Origin of the sequence: Staphylococcus shinii (genome assembly GCF_017583065.1) — a bacterium.
Lineage (GTDB): Bacteria > Bacillota > Bacilli > Staphylococcales > Staphylococcaceae > Staphylococcus > Staphylococcus shinii.
The window spans coordinates 93,654-116,744 of the sequence record NZ_JAGEVL010000001.1; the positions used below are offsets into that span (position 1 = coordinate 93,654).

Consider the following 23,091-nt stretch of genomic DNA (forward strand, 5'->3'; position numbering starts at 1 on the left):
TTTGTAAAGAAACCAAGATCAATTTATAAAAATATATACCCTTAGAACTTACATTTTTTCTGTTCCTAAGGGTACTTTTATTGTAAACTAGAACAAGGCACGTTAATAGGAGTGTTAAACATGAATGTCTTTCAAATGAGAGATAAATTAAAAGATCGATTGAACCATTTAGACGTTAAATTTAATTTTAATCGTGATGAAGAAACATTACGTATATCTAGAGTAGATAATGATAAAGGCGTTACTGTTAAACTTTCTCCGATTGTAGCTAAATATAAATCTCAAAAAGAAAAAATAGTTGATGAAATCGTCTATTATGTGGAAGAAGCTGTAGCACAAATGAATGATGCGGCATTATCTAATACTGATGACATTAAAGTAATGCCAGTATTAAGATCGCCAAGCTTTGATAAAAAGGACAAAAGTGGAAACGCATTTGTTATAGATGAACATACTGCAGAAACTAATATATACTATGCGATGGATTTAGGTAAGTCTTACCGTCTAATTGATGAAACAACACTACAACAAATGAATCTCACTAAACAACAATTAAAAGAGATGGCGTTATTTAACGTAAGAAAATTAAAAAATAAATATACGACTGATGAAGTAAAAGGTAATATATTCTATTTTGTTAATACTAATGATGGTTATGATGCTAGTAGAGTATTAAACACTTCATTTTTAAATAATATACAAAAACAATGTGAAGGTGAAATGTTAGTAGCGGTGCCACACCAAGATGTATTAATCATAGCTGATATAAGAAATAAAACAGGTTATGATGTGATGGCACATTTAACTATGGAGTTTTTCACAAATGGTTTAGTGCCCATTACTTCACTATCTTTAGGGTATGATAAAGGACATTTTGAACCTATTTTTATCTTAGGTAAAAATAATAAACAAAAAAGAGATCCAAATGTAATACAAAGATTAGAAGCTACAAGAAAACAATACGAAAATAAAGATAAGAAGTAAGGAGCAAATTTTAATGAATCTTTTTTATAATAAACAAGCAGTAGGCGATGTAGCATTTTTACAAATAGAGCCTGCTAATGGTGAATTTAATTATGAATATAAAGGCGATGTCGTCGAAATACAACATGAAAATAAAGTTGTAGGATTCAATATATTTAACGCATCACAAAAATCATCTATAGATGGCAACGGCCACATTAAATTAAATGAAACTTTAGTAAATGAATTACAAACTGCTATTGAAGAAGCCGGATTCACTTATAAGTTAGATGCTGATTTTTCACCTAAATTTGTAGTAGGTTATGTTGAGACAAAAGAAAAGCATCCAGATGCTGATAAATTAAGTGTATTGAGTGTTGATGTTGCTACTGAAAAATTACAAATTGTTTGTGGTGCAGCTAATATTGAAGCAGGACAAAAAGTTGTTGTAGCAAAAGTTGGAGCTGTTATGCCTAGCGGTATGGTAATAAAAGATGCTGAACTTAGAGGCGTTGCCTCAAGTGGCATGATATGTTCAATGAAAGAGTTAGATTTACCAAACGCACCACAAGAAAAAGGTATTATGGTCTTATCTGATGATTACACAGTAGGGCAAGCATTTTTTGAAGAATAAAAGGGGGTAATGTGCGTATGAGCTGGTTCGACAAGTTATTTGGAGAAGATAATGACTCAAGTGAAGATTATCTTAATAAAAGAAGCCAACGACGTCAAAAAGCTACACAACAAGAAGACCAAGATTCATTACTTCCTCAGAACAATGATGTTTATGAAAGACCAAAAGGAAAGTTTAGATTTCCAATGCGTATTTTGGAAGAAGCAAATGAAACGAATGACGTAAACAACGATACAACTGAAGACAATTCGAATAATAAAGTTAACGATAATCATATTTATCGCAAGAATGACGACAATATAAGTGTTAACCACAAGCAAAGAAGACGTAGACATATGTATGAAAATGACGTTTCTAATAATGTTGATTCACAACATATAGAACAAAATCACACACGTGACGAAACAGCTTTTGATTCAAAAAGTGAACAGAGAAGTCACAAAGGTAAAAGAATGAGAATTCAGACGGATGTTTTACGCGCTAACGCGACTTCAAAACATAAATCTAATACACCTAGTTATCATCAAAGTGATTTTAAAGCGAGTGAGGTGCCTTCTGCGATTTTTGGTACAAAAAAACCTAGTCCGTTAGTTAATGGTGTTATAAAACAAGATCAGGAAGGTGAAGAGGATTCAAACGACGATAAAGATAATTCGAAATTTGAAAATACTATGCAAAGTGATGCTCAAAATTTGAGTTCAGATGATACTACGTATTATAACGATCAATATGTCGTTGATCCTAGTGAAAACAATAATGCTGTGACATCTTCATCAACTATTGAACAAACAGAAGATAGTGAAGGTGAAGAAGAACAGCCACCAAACAACTCGTTTGAGTCAACAGACGTCTCCAAACAAGAACCTCTTGCTAAGAGTGCTAAAATTGATAATACAATTAATATAGAAAATAGATATGCTTCACAAATTGTTGAAGAAATACGTCGTGAACGTGAAAGAAAAGTGCTTCAAAAGCGCCAATTTAAAAAAGCGTTACAACAAAAACGTCATGAACATCAAGAGAAGCAAGAAGATAGTATACAAAAAGCAATCGATGAAATGTATGCTAAACAAGCTCAAAACTACATAGGTGAAAGCTCATTAGATGCTGAAGATCAAACGGCAAATGCTACTGAAATTGATTCGGAAGCATCAATTCAAGACGCTTCAAATCCTAACGTTACGCAAAATACATCTAACGATAAACAAGAAGACGAGATAGACTCAACATATAATTATGAAGAAATTAATTTAGATAATATTCGTGATATACATACAATCAATGACGAGTATGTAAATGTTGATTCTGAAATACAAACTGAAAAAAGCGCTACAGAATCTCACGAAATAATTGACGATGTATCAGAAGATACAAATGATGATATATCTCAAGACATAGCTAATACACCTGGGGATACATCTCCAGATGAATTAGTTAACTCACAATCTAACGAAAAGCTAAATGATGAAACTTCTGAAATGCAATCAGAAACAGAAGAAAGTCAAATTGCAGAAAGTGTAGATAATGACATAGCTGATGCGTATTACAGAGAGTTAACAGATAGTGATACGAGTGAATTAACTTCAATAAATAATGAGACCTTACATTCAAATGAAGATAATACAAATGAAAACGTAGAAACATCACAGGTTTCTGAGTCTGCAGAAATGTTGAATGATACCTTCGAATCTTCTAGTTCATCTTTATCAGTTGAAGGTAATAGCGAAGACTCAAATCTATCTCATTCCGAAGAAAATACAATAGATGATATAGATGTTAGCCATTCAGAAGTAGCTCATGACAATAAAGATATTTCACAAGATAAAGATTTAAATGAACAAGAAATTAATGATAGAGTAGATTCAAAAGTTGATACTGGTAAAGCAACACATCGTGACCAGTCAACTCAAGCCAAATCAGCTAAAAAGAAAGGGAGTAAACCTTTCAACGTAGTCATGACGCCTTCAGATAAAAAACGTATGCTAGACGCAAGAAAATCACAAAATCAAAATCAAGTTAGTTCAAATATTGAACATGCAACAAACAATAACGTTTCTGAACCTACGACAGAGCAACAGAAAGGTCATACGATTTCTTCAGAACGTCAAAATCAAGCTATGACAACTGAGTCAGATAATGTTCAACACAGTACTTCAAAAAATGATTTAAATAATACATCAGACATTGAAGTTGGAACATTCTCAGATGAAACGCCGACGAATACAACAGAAAATAATTATGCTGAAGCTGAAACGACTACTAGTAATAATCAAAAATCTGGTAAGTCAGATTTTTCCATAGATAACAATGTTGTTAGTAATCATCAGCCAGTTAATCCAAACGAGCACTCTGAACAATCTGTTCAAGAATCATTACTAAAATCAGAGCCTACTTCACAGCTAGGTGGTACAAAAACATCAAAAGAGGATGAAAATAAGCCAACTATACGTCGAGGGCCCAATATTAAATTACCGAGTGTGGAATTATTAGAAGCACCTAAACAACATGAAGTAGATAAGTCTTGGATAGAGGATAAAAAACAAGAATTAAATGAAGCTTTCTATTATTTCAATGTGCCAGCAGAGGTGCAGAATGTAACAGAAGGCCCAAGTGTAACGCGTTTTGAATTATCCGTTGAAAAAGGTGTGAAAGTTTCAAGAATTACTGCTTTACAAGATGATATTAAGATGGCGTTAGCTGCGAAAGATATTCGTATTGAAGCACCAATAGCCGGCACGAGCTTAGTAGGTATAGAAGTACCGAACCAAAATTCGACAACAGTAAATTTACGTTCAATAATTGAAGAGCCTACATTTAAAAATTCAGAATCTAAATTAACTGTAGCTATGGGTCTTAGAATTAACAATGAGCCATTATTAATGGATATATCCAAAACACCACACGCTTTAATAGCCGGTGCTACAGGTTCTGGTAAATCAGTATGTATAAATAGTATCTTAATGTCTTTATTATATAAAAATCATCCAGAAGAATTAAAATTACTTTTAATCGATCCAAAAATGGTTGAATTGGCTCCATATAATGATTTACCACATTTAGTTTCACCAGTTATTACAGATGTAAAAGCAGCTACACAAAGTTTGAAATGGGCTGTTGAAGAGATGGAAAGACGCTATAAAGTCTTTGCTAAATATCATGTAAGAAATATTACTGCCTTTAATAAGAAAGCAACATATGAGGATAGAATGCCAAAAATTGTTATAGTTATAGATGAGTTAGCTGATTTAATGATGATGGCACCACAAGAAGTCGAGCAATCGATTGCTCGTATAGCACAAAAAGCACGTGCTTGTGGCATCCATATGTTAGTTGCAACGCAAAGACCATCAGTTAATGTAATAACAGGTTTAATCAAAGCAAATATTCCAACAAGAGTTGCATTCATGGTATCATCAAGCGTTGATTCTCGTACTATTCTAGATAGTGGTGGTGCGGAACGTTTACTAGGATATGGTGATATGCTTTATCTAGGTAGTGGGATGAACAAACCAATTCGTGTTCAAGGTACCTTTGTATCTGATGAAGAAATTGATGATGTTGTTGATTTTATTAAAGAACAAAGAGAGCCAGAATATTTATTTGAAGAAAAAGAATTATTGAAAAAAACTGAAAGTCAACCTCAAGACGATTTATTCGATGATGTGTGTCAATTTATGTTGAATGAGGGACATATCTCAACTTCATTAATACAACGACATTTCCAAATTGGTTACAACCGTGCAGCCAGAATAGTTGATCAATTAGAACAGCTAGGTTATGTTTCGGGAGCTAATGGTTCAAAACCAAGAGATGTATACATTACAGAATCAGATTTAAATGAGAATTAATATAGAGATAAAGGAGTGTTTTTATGACACATTATCATTTTGTTGGCATAAAAGGTGCCGGTATGAGTTCATTAGCACAAATCATGCGTGATCTTGGAAATGAAGTTCAAGGTTCAGATATTCAAAATTATGTTTTTACAGAAGTAGCTTTAAAAAATAATGGTATCAAAATTTTACCTTTCAATGCGGATAATATTAAAGAAGATATGGTCATCGTACAAGGTAATGCGTTTCCTGATACACATGAGGAAATTGTACGTGCACATGAATTAAAAATTGAAGTTATTCGCTATCATGACTTCTTAGGTCATATTATCAACCAATATACGTCTGTAGCAGTTACAGGCGCACATGGAAAGACATCTACTACAGGTTTACTATCACATGTCATGAATGGTGATAAAAAGACTTCATTTCTAATCGGTGATGGTACTGGTCTGGGTATTCCTGCAAGTGATTATTTCGCATTCGAAGCTTGTGAATACCGCAGACATTTCTTAAGTTATCATCCAGATTACGCGATTATGACAAATATAGATTTTGATCATCCAGACTATTTTAAAGACGTTGATGATGTATTCAATGCGTTCCAAGAAATGGCGCAGAACGTGAAAAAGGCTATCATTGCATGGGGTGATGACGAGCATTTACGAAAAATTGAAGCTGACGTACCAGTTTACTATTATGGCTTTTCTAAAGATGACGATGTTTATGCAGATAACCTAAAAATCAGTGAAAAAGGTACTCAATTTGACGTATACATCAAAAACGAATACTATGATACATTCCTTTCACCACAGTTTGGCGACCATAATATTCTAAATGGTCTTGCTGTAATTACAATAAGCTATCTAGAAAGCCTAAATGTAGACAATATCAAAGCTGCGTTAGAAACGTTTGGTGGCGTGAAAAGAAGATTCAACGAAACAAAAATTGGTAATCAAGTGTTAGTTGATGATTATGCCCACCACCCTAGAGAAATTAGTGCGACAATTGAGACAGCGAGAAAGAAATATCCTAATAAAGATGTTATTGCTGTATTTCAACCTCATACATTTAGTAGAACACAAGCATTTTTAGATGAGTTTGCAGAATGCTTAAACTTAGCCGATACAACATTCTTATGTGAAATTTTTGGTTCTATAAGAGAAAACACTGGTAATTTAACTATTCAAGACTTGATTCAAAGAATAGACGGGGCAAAATTAATCGATGAGGAAAGTGTAAATATATTAGAACAATATAGTAATTCAGTTATTTTATTTATGGGCGCTGGCGATATTCAAAAAATTCAACGAGCTTATATGGAAAAAGTTGGTGTCACTTCGTCATTTTAGTATGTTTATGTTAAAATGATGGGGGTATTTATATTAAATAACAACATATGATTAATAGGAGGCGTTTTTAATGGAATGGATTTTACCTATAGCTGGAATTATTGCGGCGATTGCATTTCTAATATTAGTAATTGGTATCGTTGTAGTTTTACTTTCAGTTAAGAAGAATTTAGATCACGTTGCAAAAACACTTGATGGAGTTGAAGGACAAATTCAAGGTATTACACGTGAATCTACAGATTTACTTCATAAAGCAAATCGCTTAACTGAAGATATTCAAGATAAATCAGATCGTTTAAATTCAGTAGTTGATGCTGTTAAAGGTATCGGTGATTCTGTACAAACTTTAAATGGTTCAGTTGATCGAGTTACAAACTCAATTACGCACAACATTTCTCAAAATGAAGATAAAATTTCTCAAGTTGTACAATGGTCAAATGTAGCAATGGAAGTTGCTGATAAATGGCAAAACAGAAGAAATCGTAGAGATAGTGCAAATTATAAAGCGAGCAGTGTAGCAAACGATTCAAATCATAGCTATACTACACGTGTAGATAACAAATAATTCATATATTTAAAAAACAAATGCACTTAAATGAGGTTTGAAACTTATTTAAGTGCATTTGTTATAGGGGGCATTCAATTATGAAATACTATAATCGAGATAATTATGAAAGAAACTTAGAAAGTTATCAAGTACCAGAATATTTTACTAAAGGTGCCAGAAACGAATTTGTGTATGGATTTATCGTAGGCGCTGTGATTGGTTCAGCTTTAGGTTTAGTTTCCATTAGTAAATCTAGATCTTCTAATAAAAATGTTCCGGAAAATAAAGAACAATTTAAATCAAATATTGTCGCACAAAGTGAACAAGAACAACAAGATGCTGAAAATAAACTAGCAGGACTGAAATCAACTATTGCAGATTCTCAAAAAAATAACACAGAAGTGTCAGATAAAGAATTAGCAGCTCAAAAAGTTGCTATTCAAAAAGAAACATCTGATAATGAATTAGCTAATATGTCACCTGAGGCACAAGAACAACAAGAAGCAAAAAATGAAAATAATAAAGATGATGTGGTATCCGGTGATTTATCTACTGAACATATTGACCCAGATGCTGAACCAACTGAAGATGAAGTCAGTGCTCAACAAGACGCTATAAAAGAGGAAACATCGGATAATACAGATGCTGAAGTAACCTCTACAGCTGACTCAGCTAAAAATGAAGGTATCAATGGCAAAACAGCTGCAGCAACTGCAGGAGGTGCTATTGCTGCAGGTGGTTTAGCAAGTGCGGCACAAAATAAAAAAGAAGCATTAAATAATAATTCAGAGGTTTCAGAAAACACTTCAAAACTAATAAATGAAGAGGATAGACCAAAAGAATCAGCTAAAAATGCGCCAAATTTAGTAACACAAGAAGCAACTACTGAATCATCATCTTATGATAACGATAAGTCAGAAGTAGCTAGTTCTGGTGCAGTTAGTGCTTCAGGCTTAGCATTAGCAGCTAACAATAAACAACAAGCAATCAATAATAATCAAAATATTGCAGATAATACTGCTAACTTGCTAATTCCAGAGTCGCCAAAGCAAGCTAAACACCAATCAGTACCGAATTTAATTACCCCAAATATTGAGAATGCAGTAGAATCTACTGATAAAGTTGATAATAGTGCGGATAAAAATAACAAAAAAGCAACAGCTACAGAAATTCCAAAACCAACAGCAGCTGAACAACGTATTACACAAACGCACAAGACGGTATCATTTAAAGATGGTATTATTGTCCATGAAAATGCTAGCAGAAATTTAAGTGAACAATCAGTTGCACAAGGTAGTACAAGTAATACAACACAAAAAGATAAAAAAGCATCGACTGAATCAAATGATGGTATTATTAATCACGATGAATCACAAACGACTAGTAAAGTGGCAAATTCAACTAAAAATAACTCAAGTAAAAACAAATCAAGTAAAAAAACGTATACTAAAAATAGAACACAAATGAATAAGACAGAAAAAGCTGAAAGTAAAATTGATAAAAGAACTTTCAATGATTAATTCAATTAATAAGAAAGGGTCCGAGGCATAATATTTGTTTTGGATCCTTTTCGTTTATTTAATATGAAACGTTGATTAGATCATTTATCAATTAAATTCCATGCATATTTGCTTTATTACTTGTTGCTTTTATATTGAACCGTAGACTTTATATCTATATCTTAAAATTTGATATTAGGTTTGATATTAGGAAGAAATATTGAAAAACACATAATAGTGTAAAAATGGCCTAGATATTAACTGAAAATTCAGTTATTATTAATGTTATTCACTTTTAAAGTGATTTTTTTCAATCGCTACTTGAACTTATAAGTAGTTATTGTTAGAATAACGTTTAACAAATATTTTATCGCTTTAAAGCAGAATAAAATATCGCTTTTTAAATTTTTCATAGAGGTGAATAAAATGACAGACAAATTAAAAGAATACAGAGATGAGATAGCTGAGATTAACGAAGAGATTTTAGGACTATTATCTAAAAGAGGAAAAATAGCACAAAAAATAGGTGAGGAAAAACGAAAACAAGGCACGCTTGTATATGATCCTCAACGTGAAAAAGAAATGATTAATCAATTATTAGATAAGAACGAAGGACCATTCAATGACAATGTAATCAAACAATTGTTTAAAGAAATCTTTAAAGCCTCTACTGATTTACAAAAATCTGAAAATGAAAAACACTTATATGTATCTAGAAAATTAAAACCAGAAGATACTATTGTTCAATTTGATAATGGAGGTATTATTGGAGATGGCAACAAATCTTTTGTATTTGGACCATGTTCAGTAGAATCCCAAGAACAAGTTGATGCCGTTGCAGCTAATTTACAAGCTAGAGGAGAAAAATTCATTAGAGGTGGGGCGTTTAAACCACGTACATCTCCATATGATTTCCAAGGATTAGGCGTTGAAGGTCTAAAAATACTTAAAAATACTAAAGATAAATACGGCTTAAATGTCGTAAGTGAAATAGTTAACCCTGCTGACTTTGAAGTAGCTGATGATTACTTAGATGTATTCCAAATTGGTGCACGTAACATGCAAAACTTTGAATTACTTAAAGAAGCAGGCCGTTCAAACAAACCTGTATTATTAAAGCGTGGTTTATCAGCTACTATTGAAGAATTTATATATGCAGCTGAATACATCGCATCACAAGGTAATGAAAATATTATCTTATGTGAACGAGGTATCCGCACATATGAAAAAGCAACAAGAAATACTTTAGATATTTCTGCTGTACCAATCTTAAAACAAGGTACACACTTACCAGTTATGGTAGATGTTACGCACAGTACTGGACGTAAAGATATCATGATCCCAACAGCAAAAGCTGGCTTAGCAGTTGGAGCTGACGGCATTATGGCTGAAGTACATCCTGATCCATCTGTTGCATTAAGTGATAGTGGTCAACAAATGGACTTCAATGAATTCGATAAATTCTACAATGAAATTAAACCACTTGCAGATATGTATAATAGTAAAAAACTTAAATAATTGTTGCAAAGTTTGAGTTGATATTAATATGAGTTTAAGACAAATTAATTGTCCTGGCTTTAATCATTATATTAGCAGTAACTTAAAGTCCCACTACTCAATTTATTGAGTTAGTGGTTCTTGTACAAAATCTTTAGCTCATGTAAACCTTTAATCTCTATCAACTGTGGCAATTTTTGCCGGAGTGGGACGATGAAACCTTTTTAAAAATAAATTAGGTTTCTGTCCCACTCTTTTTTGCTTTTTTAGCGACATTGTGATTGATTCTCCTTACGCAAAATTTAGTTTCAAACGTTACAAACCATATCATTTTATATCTTTAATTTAATCTAGTTAGATTATAGTAGAAATTTAAAACATATAATATAAACCAGATTTTTAATACTATGAAATGAAAAACATTATAACAATCAAAACAAAATGATTTTACATTTTCTAAAAATGTGGTAAACTTTGAAAATGTTATGAAAACAGATTATAATAATAAAGAAATCGCTTTCAAGGAGGAAAATATGACTGTTACAATATATGATGTAGCTAGAGAAGCTAGAGTTTCTATGGCAACCGTTTCTCGTGTTGTTAATGGCAATCAAAATGTTAAGCCTGAAACACGTGACAAAGTAAATGAAGTTATTAAGAAGTTAAATTATCGTCCAAATGCAGTAGCACGAGGATTAGCAAGTAAACGTACAACAACAGTTGGCGTAATCATTCCAGATATTTCAAACGTGTATTATTCACAATTAGCACGCGGTTTAGAAGATATCGCAACAATGTATAAATATCATTCTATTATTTCAAATTCTGATAATGATCCAAGTAAAGAAAAAGAGATTTTTAATAATCTATTGAGTAAACAGGTAGACGGTATCATTTTCTTAGGAGGTACAATCTCTGAAGAAATAAAAGATTTAATTAATAAATCTTCAGTACCAGTAGTTGTTTCAGGAACAAATGGTAAAGATGAAGGTATCTCATCAGTTAATATCGATTTCGAAGCTGCTGCTAAAGAAATAACAGAACACTTAATTGAAAAAGGTGCTAAATCATTCGCCTTTGTAGGTGGAGATTATTCTAAAAAAGCACAAGAAGATGTTTTAGTAGGATTGAAAGATGTATTGGTTCAACATAAATTAGAATTAGACGAACAATTAATTTTTAATGGCAATGAAACATACAAAGATGGATTACGTGCGTTTGAATCGTTAGCATCTGCAGAACCGGACGCAATCTTATCAATCAGTGATGAACAAGCCATTGGCCTTGTACATGCCGCTCAAGATGCTGGCGTAAGTGTACCGAATGATTTACAAATTGTTAGCTTTAATAATACAAGACTTGTTGAAATGGTTAGGCCACAACTTTCTAGTGTAATTCAACCGTTGTATGATATCGGCGCAGTTGGTATGAGATTACTTACAAAATATATGAATGAAGAAGACATTGATGAACCTAATGTAATTTTACCTCATAGAATTGAATATAGAGGTACTACAAAATAATTCATATATTCATTTGGAAATTATAACGTGGGAATGGGGCATAAATATCTATTCTCAAAATAGGAGAGCTAGTCCATTATGGATTAGCTCTCCTTTATATTTAAAAACTTACGATTAAACTGTATATACTTGCCGGCGATATATTATGATTTGAGGCTGTATACTCATACATTATTCCGAACAATAGTTATGTTAAAAAATTCCAGGAAATAAAGAAAACCGCCAATTCAGATTAATATATAGATTGACGGCTATTTTACTTCCAAAAATCTTTACGTTTCAACTTAATAATTGTAATTTTATTTAAACCAGCTCAACACTTTTTGAGCATGCTTCATATTAATCTCACTTATTTCTTTTCTTCGAGGTATTTCTATATAATTCTCTTTATCATCACTCCAATTAGCAGGTAGTTCACAAGTAGCATAAGGCTGCCATTTAGTAAGCCATCGTTCTGGAAGATCACCCGTTGGAGGCTGTTCATCTATTAAAGCTAAAAATACATGTGACCATGCACGGGGCACAACTTTCCAAATATTATAGCCGCCGCCACCAAACATGATTACCTTGCCTTGAGTATATGTATCAGCAAGTGATTTGATAATATAAGGTATTTCATAAAGCGTATTTAATGTACAGCTCATATGTGTGAGTGGATCAAGGTAATGTACATCCACACCATGTACACTTACGATAATATCTGGTTTAAATGATGTTACAACAGGTTCAATAGTTTGTTTAAAAACATCTAAAAAGGATTGATCCTCTGTATAAGGTTCTAACGGAATATTAACCGTATAGCCGAATCCTTTTTCAGTACCACGTTCTGTATAATGTCCTGAACCTGGAAATAAAAATTTTCCTGTTTCATGTATGGAATAGATTAAAGATTGATCGTTAGTGTAGAAACTCCATTGCGTGCCATCGCCATGGTGAGCATCTGTATCTATACATAGCACACGTTGATTATATTTTTTTATTAAATATGAAATTGTAATGGCCACATCATTATAAATACAAAATCCATTTGCACGTCCAGGAAGACTATGGTGTAAACCACCACCTAAATGACAACCGTTTGTTAACGTACCGTTCATAATTTGGTCTGCTAAGTTCAACGCACCACCAACTATACGTGCACTATGCTTATGCATCATTCTAAATTGAAGTGTATCTTCACCATCTAAGCCATATTTTTTAGCCTCAGTTTCATTTAAAATACCGTGAGAAGCATGCCTTATTGCTTGTATATAATCGTATGAGTGTATCAATGATAACTCATCATCTGTTGCAATTCTAGGTGATATAACGTGATGTTGCTTTAAATATCCTAATTCCATAAGTAATTCTGTCGTTAATTTTAATCTCATTTGGTTAAATGGATGTTTATTACTAAAGCGATATTGTAAAAGTTCATTAGCGTAAACATAGCCCGTTGTTTGTTGCATATTACTCATATTTTTCTCCCCTTTAAAAGAAAAATCGATTCATGAATCTAATGTCATCAAATGCTTGTAGTTGGTTAATAGAAATTCTTGAACCGATTCTAGCCATCAAACAATTTGCTGGATGACTCGTAATTTCTGGATCGTCTGTTGCAAAAATTTCAAGGCCCCCATAACCCATAAGTTTTTGCATTAATTTTTTATATTCATATACATCGAGACCAGAATTTTTTAAATCCCAGTGCCAATAATATTCTGTCGTTAATACAATATAGTCTTCATATTCATCTGCAGAGAGACTAATTTTAATTAATTCACTTCCTAAATGTAAATGCCTATAGGGTAAACTGATTTCAATAGCCCCTAATTCTATTAAATATTCTAAATTACCACTCGACCATCTTTCTAATGGATCGGGATAATGAAAAGTGACATATCCAACAATGTGTTGATCTTTACGTAATATAAATATTCTTCCTTCTTCTAATTCACTGATTTCTTTGACTGCTTCAAATTGATCTTTCGGCGGACGAAATGCAGATAAACCTTGATCAAATGTCATTTGATCAAGTGTGCTACATGGAATAGGCCCTTCTATGACAAACTGTCCTTCGTCTAACTGATATGTTTGAGATTGATACGTTTTAATATGTTTCATTTTTTCACTCCAAACTACCACATGGGTATTCTGTAATCAATCTTATCATTTATATTATAAGTGATAATTGAATAAAGCAACATATAAATGAATTCGCTTACACTAATTATTTTGAAAATTTTGAAAATGTTAGTTATAATAATTTTTGAAGAGACGATTTCATTCAGAGGGGGATTTAAAATGAAAGTAGAAGTATATAAAGGGGAAAGTGGAGATTTTAACCTTCAAGACTATGAAAAAGAATATAACCAATTTGATTGGAAAGAGGTAGAAAAGTCGTTTTCATGGTATGAGACAGGAAATGTGAATATGGCACATGAATGTATTGACCGTCATGTGGATGAAGGCAAAGGGGAAAAAATTGCTTTACATTATAAAGATGATCAACGCAAAGAAAGTTATACTTTTAACGAAATGAAAGCAAATGCTAATAAAGCAGCAAACGTGCTTAAAGATAAAGCTAATGTCGAAAAAGGAGATCGTGTTTTTGTATTTATGCCAAGAACACCGGAACTCTATTTTGCTCTTTTTGGGACTTTAAAAATTGGTGCCATCGTCGGGCCATTATTTGAAGCATTTATGGAAAAAGCTGTAGGAGATAGATTAGAGAATAGTGAAGCTAAAGTTATAATTACTACAAATGCATTATTACCTAGAATACCAAAAGATAAATTACCACATTTAGAAACAATCGTCGTTGTAGATGATGAGGTAGATAACGCATACGTTGATTTTAATACTGAATTTAAGCAAGCAAGTGATCAATTTGATACTGAATGGTTATCCTTAGATGATGGCTTAATCTTACATTACACATCGGGTTCTACAGGACAACCTAAAGGTGTATTACATGCCCAAAAAGCCATGTTATTACATTATATCTCTGGTAAATATGTATTAGATTTTAAAGACGATGATGTTTATTGGTGTACTGCTGATCCAGGATGGGTAACTGGTACATCTTATGGAATATTTAGTCCTTGGTTAAACGGTGTCACAAACTGTATTGCGGGTGGCAGATTCTCACCTGAAGCTTGGTATGGTATGATTGAAGAATTTAAAGTAACTATATGGTATACAGCGCCGACAGCATTAAGAATGTTAATGAGCGCAGGCGATGACATTATTGAAAAATTTGATTTATCATCTGTTAAAAGTATCTTATCCGTTGGTGAGCCATTAAACCCTGAAGTCATCAAATGGGCTAAAGACGTCTTTGGTAAACGTGTATTAGACACTTGGTGGATGACTGAAACTGGTGGCCATATGATAGTTAATTATCCTTCTATGGATGTTAAATTAGGTTCTATGGGTAAACCGTTGCCTGGTGTAGAAGCAACAATTATTGATGATCAAGGAAATGAATTACCACCAAATAGAATGGGCAATCTTGCGATTAAAAAAGGTTGGCCATCAATGATGATTTCTATTTGGAAAAATCCTGAAAAATACGATTCCTATTTCATTGGTGACTGGTACGTATCAGGTGATTCTGCTTATAAAGATGAAGATGGATATTTTTGGTTCCAAGGTCGTGTAGATGATGTAATTATGACGGCGGGAGAACGCGTTGGCCCATTTGAAGTGGAGTCTAAATTAGTAGAACATGAAGCAGTAGCTGAAGCGGGTGTCATTGGTAAACCTGATCCTGTTAGAGGTGAGATTATTAAAGCGTTCGTTGCATTACGTCCTGAATATGACGAATCAGATGAATTGAAAGAAGAAATTCGTAAATTTGTTAAAGAAGGATTAGCTGCGCATGCTGCACCAAGAGAGATTGAGTTTAAAGATAAGTTACCAAAAACACGTTCAGGAAAAATTATGCGCCGTGTACTTAAAGCATGGGAACTTGATTTACCAGAAGGCGATTTAAGTACAATGGAAGATTAAATAAAGGTTTTTTTCAAAATATAACGAATTGTAATTTAACATTAAGTTACATTCAAACTACTAAACTTAAACTACCTTTATATCTCTTGTGACTTTAAGAGATATAAAGGTTTTTTCTGTGAGAAAATAAATTAGTTTCTATGTATACTAAAGTTTTATTATTACACTATAGTTGATGAAAGCGCTGTCTATAAAAGTCGACAACGCAACTTAAGTTGGTTAATATAATGTATGTAAGGATTTATTTTTGTCAGTAGTATATATGATAAATATATAGTGATTATTGATTTAAAAATTAATTTTAGAAGGGGCGAATGAATTTGACACATTTATCTGATTTAGATATTGCAAATCAATCTACATTAAAACCAATTGGGGAAATTGCAGAGAAAGTTGGTATCCCAGCGGATGCACTAGAACCTTATGGTCATTACAAAGCAAAGATTGATATTAATCAAGTTCAACAAAAAAATGGTAAAGGTAAAGTAGTCTTAGTAACGGCTATGAGTCCAACACCAGCAGGTGAAGGCAAATCAACAGTTACAGTTGGCTTAGCTGATGCATTTAACCAGCTTAAACAAAATGTAATGGTTGCATTACGTGAGCCCGCATTAGGGCCAACCTTTGGTATTAAAGGCGGCGCCACTGGAGGTGGTTATGCTCAAGTTCTACCTATGGAAGACATCAATCTACATTTTAATGGGGATTTCCATGCGATTACGACAGCAAATAATGCACTATCAGCATTTATTGATAACCATATCCATCAGGGTAATGAGCTAGAAATAGATCAAAGACGTATCGAGTGGAAACGTGTATTAGATATGAATGATCGTGCGTTACGTAATGTAATTGTTGGTTTAGGAGGCCCGACTCAAGGTGTACCACGTGAAGATGGCTTCAATATTACTGTAGCATCTGAAATCATGGCGATCCTTTGTTTAGCTACTGATATAAATGATTTGAAAGCAAAAATTAGTAATATCACAATTGGGTATACACGTGCACGTAAACCAGTGACAGTAGCAGACTTAAAAGTTGAAGGCGCAATAGCTATGATTTTGAAAGATGCGATAAAACCTAACCTTGTACAAACTATTGAAGGCACACCGGCACTTGTACACGGTGGACCATTTGCTAATATTGCACACGGTTGTAATTCAATATTAGCTACTGAGACCGCTAGAGATTTAGCGGATATTGTTGTCACAGAAGCAGGATTTGGATCTGATTTAGGTGCAGAAAAATTCATTAATATTAAGGCACGTGAAGCAGGCTTTGAACCTTCAGCAGTTGTTGTTGTTGCAACTATCCGTGCTATTAAGATGCACGGGGGTGTAGGTAAAGATAACTTAAAAGAAGAAAATGTAGAAGCTTTGAAATCCGGTATTGTTAACTTAGATCGTCATGTTAAGAATGTTAGGAAATATGGCTTAGAACCTGTTGTAGCATTAAACGCCTTTGTACATGATACAGATGCAGAAACAGAATTTGTACAACAATGGGCAAAAGAAAATGGAGTTCGTCTTGCTTTAACTGAAGTATGGGAAAAAGGTGGCAAAGGCGGTATTGATTTAGCTAACGAGGTTTTAGAAGTTATTGAACAGCCCCAAACATTTAAACATCTATATGAGTTAGAACAACCTTTAGAAGATAAAATCGAAACGATTGTTAAAGAAATTTATGGTGGTTCAAAAGTGACATTTAGCAGTAAAGCGCAAAAACAATTACAGCAATTTAAAGAAAATGGTTGGGACCATTACCCAATTTGTATGGCTAAAACGCAATACTCATTTAGTGACGATGCTACACAAATAGGTGCGCCTGAAGATTTTGAAATTACAATTCGAGAATTAGAAGCTAAAACTGGTGCAGGATTTATTGTAGCACTTACAGGTGCTATTATGACTATGCCTGGATTACCTAAGAAACCAGCAGCTTTAAACATGGATGTAACTGATGATGGTCACGCAGTTGGATTATTCTAATATTAATAATAATTGATATTATGTATGTTGCAATTTAGCATAAATAAATATTTGAAATAATTAAACTTTCATATTTATGTTAAGTAACAATGTATTTTAATGTGGTTAATACCAAAAAAATAATATTTATAAAGGGAGTAGGACTAAAATCATTTGATAATCTATGATTTTAGTCCTACTCCCTTAAATTTTACTATAGCAATTTAAATTAAAAAGTTTATTTTGATAATAAGTGTTGAGGGATATTAAATTTTTCAGCCCGCTTGTAATCGTATTCTGTGATTTTTCTTTCTACTAACATACGCTTTAATACATAATGTTGTCTGTCTAGTCCAACTTGAATTTCTGCATTAGATTTTAAAGTGCCATTTTCCTCGTAGGGCGTATAAAAATAAGGGCTTTGTAATAATCCTACTAAATAGGCTGATTCAGCAATATTTAAGTCTGATGTCGGTTTCCCAAATAAACTATACGAAGCTGAAGCGATGCCGGATATGTTTGAGCCGTTATAATCACGACCAAATGGCACAATATTTAAGTATGTATATATAATTTCATCTTTGGTCAATAATTTTTCTGCTCTCATGGATAAGACTAACTCGTTTGCTTTGCGATTGTATGTTTTTTCGTTTGATAGTAATTGATTCTTAACAAGTTGTTGCGTTATTGTACTGCCACCAGTAGCAGTTTCTGTATTAAAAACGTCTTGGCCAACTGCTCGAATCAATGCTTTAGGTAAAATACCATTATGCCTAAAAAACAAACTATCTTCCGAAGCGGTTAATGCTTTAATAACATTTTTATTTACATTTTTAGGGCCAACAATTAGAGTGTTCATGGATTCGTTATACTCAGTTAAAATATGTTTATTGTCGTAATCTATATCTTGACTACCCGGTATGTAAAGTAGTTTAAGTCTTAAATCATCGTCAGACATATGAATTGCTTCTTTTGTGATACTTTGAAAATAAAAAACAGTAATTGCTAATATGATCACCGAGGTACATGTTAGAATCGCAAACAAGCCGATGAAAATATGTTTTAATTTTTTATAGATGTTTTCAAATTTATCAAACCGTGACGATTGGTATTGACTATCAACTCTTTGATGCGTCATATAGAACCTCCTTACGTATGCAATATTATAACATAAATTAACATATTGACTTTTAAATTATAGTTACTTATAATTAGTATCAATTCGATATCGTTTTTGGATAAAGGAGAAGTAACTTCTTGTGTTATCTTCAGAGAGTTAGTGGTTGTTGTGAACTAACGTTACGCATTTTGTGAATACACCTTATTAATCAAAGTAATCCAAACGTTTTAGTTAATGAACGTATCATTAATAAAGTTGTTCGACTTAAGTATGGTGGTACCGTGCGCATGCGCCCTTACATTAATTTGTAGGGGCGCTTTTTTAATTTTAAAAAAGATAGCCATTATATTTAAGTAAACTTTTATTCAAAACGAAATCATAAATTAACACAGGAGGCTGATACAATGGCAAATGCATTACTAGAAGATTTAAAATGGAGAGGCTTGATTTATCAACAAACTGATGAGTCTGGTATAGAAGAAATATTAAATAAAGAGCAAGTCACATTATATTGTGGTGCGGATCCAACAGCAGATAGTTTACATATTGGACATTTATTACCATTTTTAACATTGCGTCGTTTCCAAGAACAGGGACATAGACCACTTGTATTAATCGGCGGTGGTACAGGTATGATAGGTGACCCTTCTGGTAAGTCTGAAGAACGTAAATTACAGACTGAAGATCAAGTAGAACTCAATGTACAAGGTATCAGTAACCAAATGCATAAAATTTTTGAATTTGGTACTGAAAAAGGCGCTAAATTAGTTAATAATAAAGATTGGCTAGGCCAAATTTCTTTAATTGATTTCTTACGTGATTACGGTAAACATGTTGGTGTAAATTACATGTTGGGTAAAGATTCTATCCAAACACGTTTAGAACACGGCATTTCATTTACAGAATTTACTTATACGATACTACAAGCAATTGATTTTGGTCATTTAAATAAAACATATGATTGTAAAATTCAAGTTGGTGGATCAGACCAATGGGGTAACATTACGAGCGGTATTGAATTGATGCGTCGTATGTACGGTCAAACTGAAGCATATGGATTAACAATTCCATTAGTTGTGAAGTCAGATGGTAAAAAGTTTGGTAAAACTGAAGGTGGCGCAATTTGGTTAGATGCTGCCAAAACGAGCCCATATGAATTTTACCAATTTTGGATTAATACGACAGACGATGATGTAATCAAGTTTCTAAAATACTTTACTTTCTTAGACAAAGAAGAGATAGAAGCATTGGAAAAATCATTAAATGAGGCACCGCATTTACGTGAAGCACAAAAGGCATTGGCTGAAAATGTAACGCGCTTTATTCATGGTCAAGGTGCATTAGACGATGCAATACGTATATCTAAAGCGTTGTTTGCTGGGGACTTACAATCACTTTCTGCAACGGAATTAAAAGAAGGGTTTAAAGACGTACCTCAAGTAGAATTAAACCATGAGACTACAAATATTGTAGAAGCAATCGTTGAAGCTGGCATTTCTTCTTCTAAACGACAAGCGCGTGAAGATGTGAATAATGGTGCTATTTATATTAATGGTGTAAGACAACAAGACGTTAATTATGAACTTACAAACGATGATAAAATTGAAGATGAGTTTACGATCATACGTCGAGGTAAGAAAAAATACTTCATGGTTAATTATAAATAATAATTTTTATGCAGCAGTCTATTAGAATCTAGTAGATTGCTGCTTTATTAATATAGTTAGATTTGTGTGTTAAGTGCATATCAAACTTGTATTAAGGTTGGATAAAACGAAATTTAATTTTTTACTGTACTAATATAGGAGATACACGGTGAATATTGTGTGGAAGGTAATATCTTTGTAAATATAAATAAAATAACTATAAAAAAGATGTGCAAAGGAGACAAAATCGAGAGCGGTTTGTGCAGTCCTAAGCACATCATATTTAATGATTTACAAATATCTTAGATGGGATTAATTGAACGGTGAATTTTTTTCTTCATTTGATTCATCAGAAGATTGTGATGATGTTGTTTTTTGTTCTTTCAATTTCACATCTATTGTTTGTTGTTTACCTTTACGTTCTACAGTTAATTTCACTGAATCACCTGGTTTTTTATTTTCATAAAGATAAGAGCGGATGTCTGTGTCTTCTTTGACTTTTTTATCATCAATAGCAGTTATAATATCGCCTTCTTTTAGACCACTATCACCATCAACTTTCGCCACATATGCGCCATCTTTACGTGAAGTGTTGAGTTGATCTTTATACTGATCAGGAATTTCGCTTACATTGAGTAATCCAATACCTATAGAAGGACGATCAATCTTACCGTTTTCTACTAGTTCCTTAATAGTAACTTTGACTTCGTTACTTGGTATAGCAAAACCAATACCTTCTACTTGTTCATTAGCAATCTTCATTGAGTTTATACCTACTAAATTACCATTGATATCAACAAGGGCGCCACCAGAGTTACCTGGGTTAATGGCTGCATCAGTTTGAAGTACATTGACTTTGTTTGCACCAGCTGATGTTTGTGTATCAATTGTACGTTCGCTTGCGGAAATAATTCCAGAAGTTACTGAATTAGCAAATTCTAAGCCTAGTGGGTTACCCATTGCAAATACACTATCTCCAGTCTTAACCTTAGAAGAATTAGCAAAATTGATTGCTTTTGTACCTTTAGTTTCATTGATTTTTAACACTGCCATATCAGTTAAGGCATCTTTACCAATTAATTTCGCATCCACTTGTTTAGAATTATGGAGTTGAACTTTAATTTCGCTCGCGCCATCTATCACATGGTTATTAGTAACGATGTACGCAGAACCATTATTTTTTTGATAAATTACGCCTGATCCTACACCAGCTTCTTGCGCTTTCGAAGATTTACCTTTTAGTAAATCATCTAGGTTTTGAGCTTTTTGCATATTGATGACACCAACAATTGATGGGGAGACATCATTAATCATTTGATTGACGGAATCATACTTATCACTTTTTCCATCAAGTGTGTTTCCGCCATTTCCAGTATTTGATGCTTCATTAACAGATGAGCCATTATCGTTTAAAACTGTAGTTTCCATAAGTTTACCGACGCCTAATACGATAAGGGCCCCAATGATGCCTGCGACTAAGGCAACTATAACTGTTCTAAACCATGGAAATTTAGGTTTTTGCCTTATTCTCTTATTTGGGGTGTATTGCGTTGCATTTTGTTGATTATTTTGGTTGTTGTTTGTATTTTGATCATTGTTAAATTCTGACATATTCTACCTCCAGTTATTACTATATATCCTATTATGAAAGTTTTGTGCAACTTTTTCTAGTATACCACTATACGACTTTAGACTGAAATATAAATCTTCTTGTCCATAGTCATACTAAATGATAAAATCAATGAGTAAAGATAAGCAAAATGAAGTAGGTGCAAAAATGTATAAATTTATAAGTGGTTTGTTGAAGTTTATTATTATAAAATTGAGTAATTCATTAGAAGTTCAAGGAAAAGAAAATATACCGCAACTTCATAGGTATGTAGTGACTTGTACTCATGAAAGTTATAACGAAGTAATTATGTTAGGAACAGCAATTTATCCAAATCAAATACATTATATGGCTAAAAAAGAACTATTTAATAATAAATTATTTGGTAAATTTTTATCGTCATTAAATGCATTTCCAGTAGATAGAGATAATCCTGGTCCAAGTACATTAAAAAAACCGATAAAACTGTTAAAAGAGAATAAAACAGTGGGTATTTTTCCTACAGGACATCGCATGAAGTATGATGAAGGTTCGCCAATGAAAAGAGGCGCCGTTACTATTGCGATGATGGCTCAAGCGCCAATCTTACCTGCAGCTTATGTCGGACCTAAAGAAATAAAAGGATTAGTTACTGGAAAGGCAATTATTAGATTTGGTGAACCAATAGAAACTAAAAATCTTCCAAAAGACATGAAGCGTAATGAAAAATTAGAGTATTTAACTAAAGAATTAGAGCAAAGAACGATTCAATTACAATCAGAATTAAATGAGTATGTAAAAAATAATTAACTAAAACATTAGTATGTTGAAATAATTAAACTTTTTAATTTTGATACGTAATCTTTAAATCATATGTTATTATATAACTGTACAATAACAGTTAGTAAAGAGTTTACAAACACCGCGTG

16 protein-coding genes are annotated in these 23,091 nt (G+C 32.8%); 12 read left to right on the forward strand and 4 right to left on the reverse strand.

From position 1 onward, the window contains the following. Window positions 1-120 precede the first annotated feature (120 nt). The 8 genes from J5E45_RS00525 to ccpA all read left to right on the forward strand — a co-directional run bounded on the left by J5E45_RS00525 (window position 121) and on the right by ccpA (window position 11,848). Window positions 121-984 carry a DUF1444 domain-containing protein gene (locus J5E45_RS00525; RefSeq protein WP_039067066.1) on the forward strand — a complete coding sequence of 288 codons (864 nt, stop codon included), beginning with the start codon at window positions 121-123 and terminating at the stop codon, window positions 982-984. 13 nt (window positions 985-997) lie between these two features. Further along, window positions 998-1,597, forward strand: a complete 600-nt coding sequence (gene ytpR / locus J5E45_RS00530) for a YtpR family tRNA-binding protein (RefSeq protein WP_069792222.1) — start codon at window positions 998-1,000, stop codon at window positions 1,595-1,597. Between the two features lie 17 nt (window positions 1,598-1,614). Next, window positions 1,615-5,445 (forward strand): DNA translocase FtsK, encoded by a 3,831-nt coding sequence (locus J5E45_RS00535; protein WP_069792221.1) that lies wholly within the window; start codon window positions 1,615-1,617, stop codon window positions 5,443-5,445. A gap of 23 nt (window positions 5,446-5,468) precedes the next feature. Continuing rightward, the gene (murC, locus tag J5E45_RS00540) at window positions 5,469-6,782 is read left to right on the forward strand and encodes a UDP-N-acetylmuramate--L-alanine ligase (RefSeq protein WP_039067071.1); all 1,314 of its coding nucleotides are present in this window, start codon (window positions 5,469-5,471) and stop codon (window positions 6,780-6,782) included. Between the two features lie 70 nt (window positions 6,783-6,852). After that, a complete protein-coding gene (locus tag J5E45_RS00545) occupies window positions 6,853-7,347 on the forward strand; it encodes a DUF948 domain-containing protein (protein WP_039067073.1) in 495 nt (164 codons plus the stop codon). 80 nt (window positions 7,348-7,427) lie between these two features. After that, complete coding sequence (locus J5E45_RS00550) at window positions 7,428-8,849, forward strand: hypothetical protein (protein ID WP_069792220.1); 1,422 nt, start codon at window positions 7,428-7,430, stop codon at window positions 8,847-8,849. A gap of 405 nt (window positions 8,850-9,254) precedes the next feature. Next, window positions 9,255-10,346 (forward strand): bifunctional 3-deoxy-7-phosphoheptulonate synthase/chorismate mutase, encoded by a 1,092-nt coding sequence (locus J5E45_RS00555; RefSeq protein WP_039067075.1) that lies wholly within the window; start codon window positions 9,255-9,257, stop codon window positions 10,344-10,346. Between the two features lie 512 nt (window positions 10,347-10,858). Next, window positions 10,859-11,848, forward strand: coding sequence for a catabolite control protein A (gene ccpA / locus J5E45_RS00560; protein WP_039067077.1), 990 nt, complete (start codon window positions 10,859-10,861; stop codon window positions 11,846-11,848). A 299-nt stretch (window positions 11,849-12,147) separates the two neighbouring features. Here the strand turns inward: ccpA and J5E45_RS00565 are convergent, their stop codons facing one another. Continuing rightward, on the reverse strand, window positions 12,148-13,305 hold the full coding sequence (locus J5E45_RS00565) for an acetoin utilization protein AcuC (protein ID WP_069792219.1): 1,158 nt from the start codon (window positions 13,303-13,305) through the stop codon (window positions 12,148-12,150). Between the two features lie 13 nt (window positions 13,306-13,318). Next, on the reverse strand, window positions 13,319-13,951 hold the full coding sequence (locus J5E45_RS00570) for a GNAT family N-acetyltransferase (RefSeq protein ID WP_069792218.1): 633 nt from the start codon (window positions 13,949-13,951) through the stop codon (window positions 13,319-13,321). Between the two features lie 180 nt (window positions 13,952-14,131). Between J5E45_RS00570 and acsA the strand changes: the two genes are divergently transcribed. After that, window positions 14,132-15,841 (forward strand): acetate--CoA ligase, encoded by a 1,710-nt coding sequence (acsA, locus tag J5E45_RS00575; RefSeq protein ID WP_069792217.1) that lies wholly within the window; start codon window positions 14,132-14,134, stop codon window positions 15,839-15,841. A gap of 320 nt (window positions 15,842-16,161) precedes the next feature. Next, on the forward strand, window positions 16,162-17,829 hold the full coding sequence (locus tag J5E45_RS00580) for a formate--tetrahydrofolate ligase (RefSeq protein WP_069792216.1): 1,668 nt from the start codon (window positions 16,162-16,164) through the stop codon (window positions 17,827-17,829). Between the two features lie 217 nt (window positions 17,830-18,046). Here the strand turns inward: J5E45_RS00580 and J5E45_RS00585 are convergent, their stop codons facing one another. Further along, window positions 18,047-18,946: a biosynthetic peptidoglycan transglycosylase gene (locus J5E45_RS00585; RefSeq protein WP_069792215.1), complete on the reverse strand. Its 900-nt coding sequence runs from the start codon at window positions 18,944-18,946 to the stop codon at window positions 18,047-18,049. A 386-nt stretch (window positions 18,947-19,332) separates the two neighbouring features. Between J5E45_RS00585 and tyrS the strand changes: the two genes are divergently transcribed. Beyond that, the gene (gene tyrS, locus J5E45_RS00590) at window positions 19,333-20,595 is read left to right on the forward strand and encodes a tyrosine--tRNA ligase (protein ID WP_069792214.1); all 1,263 of its coding nucleotides are present in this window, start codon (window positions 19,333-19,335) and stop codon (window positions 20,593-20,595) included. A gap of 291 nt (window positions 20,596-20,886) precedes the next feature. Here tyrS and J5E45_RS00595 read toward each other — a convergent pair whose 3' ends face one another. Continuing rightward, complete coding sequence (locus J5E45_RS00595) at window positions 20,887-22,185, reverse strand: S1C family serine protease (protein WP_069792213.1); 1,299 nt, start codon at window positions 22,183-22,185, stop codon at window positions 20,887-20,889. A 166-nt stretch (window positions 22,186-22,351) separates the two neighbouring features. Here J5E45_RS00595 and J5E45_RS00600 point away from each other — a divergent pair, with 166 nt between their 5' ends. Then, on the forward strand, window positions 22,352-22,972 hold the full coding sequence (locus J5E45_RS00600; RefSeq protein WP_069792251.1) for a lysophospholipid acyltransferase family protein: 621 nt from the start codon (window positions 22,352-22,354) through the stop codon (window positions 22,970-22,972). Window positions 22,973-23,091 lie beyond the last annotated feature (119 nt).

Excerpts from the sequence above, each read along its gene's own strand:
- J5E45_RS00525 (WP_039067066.1), top strand. The coding sequence starts at position 121 with ATGAATGTCTTTCAAATGAGAGATAAATTAAAAGATCGATTGAACCAT.
- ytpR (WP_069792222.1), top strand. The coding sequence starts at position 998 with ATGAATCTTTTTTATAATAAACAAGCAGTAGGCGATGTAGCATTTTTA.
- J5E45_RS00535 (WP_069792221.1), top strand. The coding sequence starts at position 1,615 with ATGAGCTGGTTCGACAAGTTATTTGGAGAAGATAATGACTCAAGTGAA.
- murC (WP_039067071.1), top strand. The coding sequence starts at position 5,469 with ATGACACATTATCATTTTGTTGGCATAAAAGGTGCCGGTATGAGTTCA.
- J5E45_RS00545 (WP_039067073.1), top strand. The coding sequence starts at position 6,853 with ATGGAATGGATTTTACCTATAGCTGGAATTATTGCGGCGATTGCATTT.
- J5E45_RS00550 (WP_069792220.1), top strand. The coding sequence starts at position 7,428 with ATGAAATACTATAATCGAGATAATTATGAAAGAAACTTAGAAAGTTAT.
- J5E45_RS00555 (WP_039067075.1), top strand. The coding sequence starts at position 9,255 with ATGACAGACAAATTAAAAGAATACAGAGATGAGATAGCTGAGATTAAC.
- ccpA (WP_039067077.1), top strand. The coding sequence starts at position 10,859 with ATGACTGTTACAATATATGATGTAGCTAGAGAAGCTAGAGTTTCTATG.
- J5E45_RS00565 (WP_069792219.1), bottom strand. The coding sequence starts at position 13,305 with ATGAGTAATATGCAACAAACAACGGGCTATGTTTACGCTAATGAACTT.
- J5E45_RS00570 (WP_069792218.1), bottom strand. The coding sequence starts at position 13,951 with ATGAAACATATTAAAACGTATCAATCTCAAACATATCAGTTAGACGAA.
- acsA (WP_069792217.1), top strand. The coding sequence starts at position 14,132 with ATGAAAGTAGAAGTATATAAAGGGGAAAGTGGAGATTTTAACCTTCAA.
- J5E45_RS00585 (WP_069792215.1), bottom strand. The coding sequence starts at position 18,946 with ATGACGCATCAAAGAGTTGATAGTCAATACCAATCGTCACGGTTTGAT.
- tyrS (WP_069792214.1), top strand. The coding sequence starts at position 19,333 with ATGGCAAATGCATTACTAGAAGATTTAAAATGGAGAGGCTTGATTTAT.
- J5E45_RS00595 (WP_069792213.1), bottom strand. The coding sequence starts at position 22,185 with ATGTCAGAATTTAACAATGATCAAAATACAAACAACAACCAAAATAAT.
- J5E45_RS00600 (WP_069792251.1), top strand. The coding sequence starts at position 22,352 with ATGTATAAATTTATAAGTGGTTTGTTGAAGTTTATTATTATAAAATTG.